This window comes from Rhodonellum sp., from assembly GCF_030656585.1.
Taxonomy (GTDB): domain Bacteria; phylum Bacteroidota; class Bacteroidia; order Cytophagales; family Cyclobacteriaceae; genus Rhodonellum; species Rhodonellum psychrophilum.
In genome coordinates, this window is sequence record NZ_JAUSPP010000065.1 from 1 (window position 1) to 5,511 (window position 5,511).

Sequence of the window (5,511 nt, forward strand, 5' to 3'; positions counted from 1 at the left end):
TGCAACAATGGTTGCATCTGATTCTATAATAAACTTGGGTGTGGCTATCCCCAATTTCCCCCAAGTAATTTTCTCATTCGGCACTGCGCCGGAATAAGAACCATAGGAAGTTGTCGAATCCGAGATCTGACAGAAATATCCCCATAATGGAACATTTGTCCTCTGCAAGTCCTGATGAAGCATCGGTACCACACAGATTGGGAAATCACCTGCGATGCCTCCTCCTATTTGGAAAAAGCCAACAGTACTGTCCTCTGTAGCATTTTTGGTATACCAATCTGCCAAAAACATCATGTATTGAATACCGGTTTTAACGGTATGGACATTCTTGACATCACCTGTAATAACATGGCCTGCAAACATATTTCCCAACGTAGAATCTTCCCATCCCGGTACAATTATCGGAAGGTTCTTTTTGGCTGCTTCCAAAATCCAACTGTCTTTGGGATCAATCTGAAAGGACGCATCCAACTTGCCCGACAAAAGGATTTTATAGAAAAATTCGTGTGGGAAGTAACTTTCTCCGGCTTGATCGGCTTGAACCCATTCTTCAAGAATTACATTTTCAATCCTTCTCATGGCTTCCATTTCTGGAATACAGGTGTCTGTAACCCTGTTCATGTGACGTTCTACCAAATCTTGTTCCTGTTCAGGAGAAAGATCTCGATAATTCGGGATTCTTTCGTAATAATCATGGGCAACCAGGTTGAACACATCTTCTTCAAGATTAGCACCGGTGCAGGTGATGATTTGAACCTTGTCTTGTCGGATCATTTCGGCCAATGAAATCCCTAGCTCTGCCGTGGACATGGCCCCAGCAAGCGTGATCATCATTTTACCGTTATTGTCCATGTGGGCTTTGTAGCCATCAGCAGCATCTATCAATGCGGCTGCATTAAAATGTCTGTAATTGTGTTTTAAAAATTCAGTGATTTTCATGAATCCTTTGTTTTAATTTGGGTCAAAAGTACCAATTTATACGACACGAAAAAAGCCCGGGATTTAATCGGGCTTTTTTCGTGTCGTATAAAATTATATTTATTTGGCAATACTATCTGTTGCTGTGTTTGGTGTGGAACTGAATTTTTTGTTCAATGCCTCAGTCACCTCTGCTGTGATGTCAAACGCTTTTTTGGAGTACCAAATAGCGCCACCTCGTGTATTGGAAAATATAAATTCAAGATCCTTGTCTTCCGCGTATTCCGCCAAGAATTCTTGGATTTGATCGTAAACATCACTGTAAAGTTTAGACTCGTCTGCGGAAAGCTCCTGCATCAAGTTGTCCCTGTACGTCATTAGGTTTCTTTCTTTTTTAACCAAATCCTCTTCCTTTGCTTTCGCTTGGTTCATGGTCATGGTTGTAGCTGTTTGTTGGAAATTAGCGACTTCCTGCTCAAATCCTTTGGCACGTGTACCCAATTCTGATTCAAATTTCCTTCCTTTTTCAGTGATTTCCCCTGAACGCTTCTTGAAAAATTCATAGTTGGCGATCACACTGTCTGTCAATATATAGGCGATTTTAAGGTCGCTGCCACTGACTTGTGATTTACTCTCTGTACCGTTTTCGGCAGTTGAAGAGTCACCTGTCTTGCCGCAGGAATAGAACGATAATGAAACTACGGCCAAAAGGCCAAATACTTTAGCTAATTTTTTCACGTTTTTTTTCTTATTTTTTCAACTTGAGGCAAATATAAACAAAGTATTTAATTCACAAATTGAATTTTGACACCTATATGTTAAAATCCGTTAAGACGGTTTTTACTTGACATCCTCAGGACATCTACTTTCATATTGATTGAAAAGGTTAAGTTTTTAAGACTTTTTCAAACGATAAGCATCAAAAGAGAAATTTTTTACACATCAAGAGGAATCGGATTTAGTCTGTTTTTTCTTAGGAGAATCGATGGGTTTTCGTCCCAAAAGCAAAACAATCAAGTTCAAAAGAAGATATCCTGTGCCAACCTGTAGGTATTGGCATGCGCCTCAATGATATGGCTGATCTTTTCCGAATATCCACCTCCCATGCAGCACAAGATCGGAATCCCGTTTTCTTTGGCCAAGGCCAAAACTATCCGGTCTCTTTCTTTACATCCTGCAATACTCAACCCCAAACGGCCCAATTTATCTGTTGCCAAAACGTCCACTCCGCATTGGTAAATGATGAAATCTGGCTGGAAATTATCCAGGATCGGTTGAAGACTGTTCCTTAATGTCTTGATATAATTTATATCATCGGTATGATCAGGAAGGCCGATATCCAAATCTGATTTTTCTTTATGCATGGGATAGTTGGATGCACCATGCATACTAAAGGTAAATACTTGTTTTTGGTTTTTGAATATCTCAGCCGTCCCGTTCCCTTGATGCACATCTAGATCCACGACCAATATTTTTTTTGCCAGCGCATTCTCCAAAAGATAATTTGCCGAAACGGCAATGTCATTCAGCAAGCAAAAGCCCTCGCCCCTGCCCGAAAAAGCATGATGGGTCCCTCCTGCGATATTCATGGCTATTCCGTATTCCAAGGCAAAAAGAGAAGCTTGGACCGAACCACTTAATATGGTGATTTCTCTATCGATCAATTCTTGGCTCAATGGAAAACCCGTTTTTCGAATTTCCGATTTGCTCAGTGAAAGATTTTGGAGCTTACCAAAATAATCTGGGTCATGTGTTTTGGTGATCCACTTTTCCTCAATTAAAGTGGGTTCAAAAAAATTAAATTGACTTACCGTCCCTTCGTATAGGAGTTGCTCGGGAAGCAAGTTGTACTTTTCCATCGGGAACCTGTGCCCTTGTGGTAGTGGGTGAAAATAAATAGGTGACCAAGATATTTTTAGCATAGGAAGAAAAAAAGCGCCTGTGTTTTAACAAGCGCTTTTGAATTTTGTTCCTTAAAAGATTAAATCTTCAAATGAATTAATCTTCATCGTCCACATCTTCCTCTTCGGATTGAAAGGCATATAAGGTGTCGTCAAGTTCAATGGTATCATCATTGAATTCCTTCACGAATTTGGAAATTACTTCTTCATCGATGTACTCCACGTTTAACGCAGCATCGAGACCTATTCCAAAATCATGGTTGGTATCCAAATCAATGAATTCCTGAACTTTCACGGTTTCTTCTTCCTCCAGTTCCATGATGATTTCGGTAATAAACCAACCAATTTCCTCATCTTCACTGCTTAATGGCTTAAGGTTTCCATTTTCGTCTTCCTCATAGTGGATTCCTTTGAAATTCGGAAATTTTTTTGCTGCCTCGTGTTCTGCCAATTCATATATTTCTGAAGAGTGATGCAGCCTAAGCGTGTACAAAGCAGCATCATAAATGACCTCTTTTCCTTCAAAGACGCCAATGAAGTAGAAGTTGACAAATTCGTCGTTGTTTTCCTCTCCAGGTACAATTTTAAATGTTTTCTTGCTGGCTTTAAGTTCTTTTTTTAAAGCCTCGATGGTTTCAGGGGCAAAACCTTCATTTGGATAGTTCATAGCTTAAAATAACGGGTTCATGGAGACAACTTACAACGGATTAAGCTAATTTAAAAACGGAAAAACCGTATCAACAAACCAATCTCTTCACAACTGATTAATTTTTAAATAATTAACATAAAAAAAATGATTATCCCAAAAAAAGATAATGAGTTTATCAAACAAATTTTAAAACAGTCCGAAAGTGAAATACTGGACTTCAAGCAAAACATATCCAGCTTGTCAAAAATCGCCAAAACGCTTGTCTCCTTTGCGAACACACAGGGTGGCCAAATTATCGTGGGGATTTCAGACAAAAAAAGAATAACTAAGATCGATGCCGAAGAAGAAATTTACATGATCGAAAAATCATCCCTGGAATATTGCCATCCACCTGTTTTATTTGGCATTGAAGTCTATGAAGGAAACTTTGGGGGAGAAAATAACACCCCTGAGGAATTCGATGTCTTGGTGGTAAATGTGCCAAAATCCAATCAAAAGCATTTCGCCAAAGACGCGTCTGGTAAATTAACAGCCTACCAAAGAATTCGAGACCAAAACATCCCCAAAAGATCCTAACATCAAATCCACTTGTTATTCCCGCCCAAAGACACTCCCAAAAGTGAATTGATGATGGCCAAAATCAAACCAAAAAACAATGCCCACCAAAATCCATCCACAGAAAACCCAGGTACAATGGCCGCTGCGATCAGGATCAAAAGTGCATTGATGACCAATAGAAAAAGACCCAAGGTAACAATGGTGATCGGGATCGTCAAAATGATCAATATGGGTTTGATCGTGATGTTCAATAAGGCAATCAATGCTGCTATTACTATTCCAGTGAAAAAATCCGCAACATGCACCCCTGGAAGTAAATAGCTTGTCAGCAAAACTGCAACACCACCCAAGATCAATTGTAAAACGATATTCAAAGCGCTGCTCGATGAAGCCATTATATTTCGGTTAAAGAGTGTGTAAGAAAAATGAAATGCCTTTTCAATATGCAAAATTAAGAAAAACCAATTTGAAAAAGCTGATATATGTCAGGCTGTGACTGATTTTTTGTATTGGATTTAATTTTATGATATTTTGACATTACCTTTGGTATATCAAACAAACAAATTACCCACGTGATTCTAATCGTCTTCTTCCTGCTGCATTGGTATTTCTCCCTCTTCAGCCAAAGTTTCTTCCTACATCGATATGCTGCCCACCAAATGTTCTACATGAGCAAATTTTGGGAAAGATTTTTTTACTTTTTCACATGGGTTTGTCAAGGGAGCTCCTATTTGTCTCCCCGAGCCTATGCGATCCTGCACAGGATGCATCATGCCTACAGTGACACTCCAAAAGATCCCCATAGCCCCCATCATACCGAAAATCTTTTTACCATGATGTGGAAGACCAAGAACATTTACAATGAGTATTTTTCTTTCAGACTGAAACCTGAAGAAAGGTTTTCAAAGGATGTTCCAGATTGGAATAAATTTGACCTCATTGCCGATTCCATGGTATCCAGATTGGGATGGATCGCATTTTATGTAACAATATATGTGTTGAGCATTTCGGTTTTCGAATTGGCTGGGACCCATTGGTGGATGTATTTCTTGCTCCCCATTCATTTTATGATGGGTCCGGTTCACGGAGCCATCGTCAATTGGAGTGGACATAAATATGGATATGCAAATTTTGACAATAACGATAAATCCAAAAACAGCCTGTTGCTCGATGTTTTGATGTTGGGAGAGCTTTTTCAAAACAACCACCACAAACTTCCAAACCGACCGAACTTTGCGGTAAAATGGTACGAATTTGATCCCACTTACCCGATCGTAAAAATACTCCACGCTTCGGGAATCATCAAACTGAGAACCTCCTAAAAAAAAATAACCACTTAATCAGGAGGCCACTGAAAAAGTAGCTAAAACTGAAGGTAAAATTTTGAAAGCGACTAAGTCATTGACAAGAGTGACTTAGTCGCTTTCTTTTTTTTCGCCACTAGCTTTTAAAATTTCTCTATTGAAGCCTATACCGAACTAATTT

7 protein-coding genes are annotated in these 5,511 nt (G+C 39.2%); 2 read left to right on the forward strand and 5 right to left on the reverse strand.

Annotated elements, in window-relative coordinates; genetic code table 11:
* From Q7J63_RS16380 to Q7J63_RS16395, 4 genes are all read right to left on the reverse strand, one after another.
* Positions 1-939: deoxyhypusine synthase family protein (locus tag Q7J63_RS16380; RefSeq protein WP_304887674.1), on the reverse strand; the 939-nt coding region annotated here is incomplete at its 3' end.
* Between the two features lie 99 nt (positions 940-1,038).
* Entirely contained in the window at positions 1,039-1,656 is a 618-nt protein-coding gene (locus Q7J63_RS16385) for an OmpH family outer membrane protein (RefSeq protein WP_304887675.1), read from the reverse strand.
* Positions 1,657-1,937: 281 nt separating this feature from the next.
* Complete coding sequence (locus Q7J63_RS16390; RefSeq protein ID WP_304887677.1) at positions 1,938-2,840, reverse strand: histone deacetylase; 903 nt, start codon at positions 2,838-2,840, stop codon at positions 1,938-1,940.
* Between the two features lie 76 nt (positions 2,841-2,916).
* Complete coding sequence (locus Q7J63_RS16395; RefSeq protein WP_304887679.1) at positions 2,917-3,486, reverse strand: hypothetical protein; 570 nt, start codon at positions 3,484-3,486, stop codon at positions 2,917-2,919.
* A gap of 126 nt (positions 3,487-3,612) precedes the next feature.
* On the opposite strand from Q7J63_RS16395, the gene Q7J63_RS16400 reads away from it, so the two are divergent.
* On the forward strand, positions 3,613-4,044 hold the full coding sequence (locus tag Q7J63_RS16400; protein ID WP_019600362.1) for a helix-turn-helix domain-containing protein: 432 nt from the start codon (positions 3,613-3,615) through the stop codon (positions 4,042-4,044).
* A 2-nt stretch (positions 4,045-4,046) separates the two neighbouring features.
* On the opposite strand, the gene Q7J63_RS16405 is transcribed toward Q7J63_RS16400, so the two are convergent.
* Positions 4,047-4,421, reverse strand: a complete 375-nt coding sequence (locus tag Q7J63_RS16405) for a phage holin family protein (RefSeq protein WP_304887683.1) — start codon at positions 4,419-4,421, stop codon at positions 4,047-4,049.
* A gap of 177 nt (positions 4,422-4,598) precedes the next feature.
* Between Q7J63_RS16405 and Q7J63_RS16410 the strand changes: the two genes are divergently transcribed.
* On the forward strand, positions 4,599-5,348 hold the full coding sequence (locus tag Q7J63_RS16410) for an acyl-CoA desaturase (RefSeq protein WP_026333888.1): 750 nt from the start codon (positions 4,599-4,601) through the stop codon (positions 5,346-5,348).
* The last annotated feature ends 163 nt before the right edge of the window (positions 5,349-5,511 follow it).

Excerpts from the sequence above, each read along its gene's own strand:
- Q7J63_RS16405 (WP_304887683.1), bottom strand. The coding sequence starts at position 4,421 with ATGGCTTCATCGAGCAGCGCTTTGAATATCGTTTTACAATTGATCTTG.
- Q7J63_RS16390 (WP_304887677.1), bottom strand. The coding sequence starts at position 2,840 with ATGCTAAAAATATCTTGGTCACCTATTTATTTTCACCCACTACCACAA.
- Q7J63_RS16400 (WP_019600362.1), top strand. The coding sequence starts at position 3,613 with ATGATTATCCCAAAAAAAGATAATGAGTTTATCAAACAAATTTTAAAA.
- Q7J63_RS16395 (WP_304887679.1), bottom strand. The coding sequence starts at position 3,486 with ATGAACTATCCAAATGAAGGTTTTGCCCCTGAAACCATCGAGGCTTTA.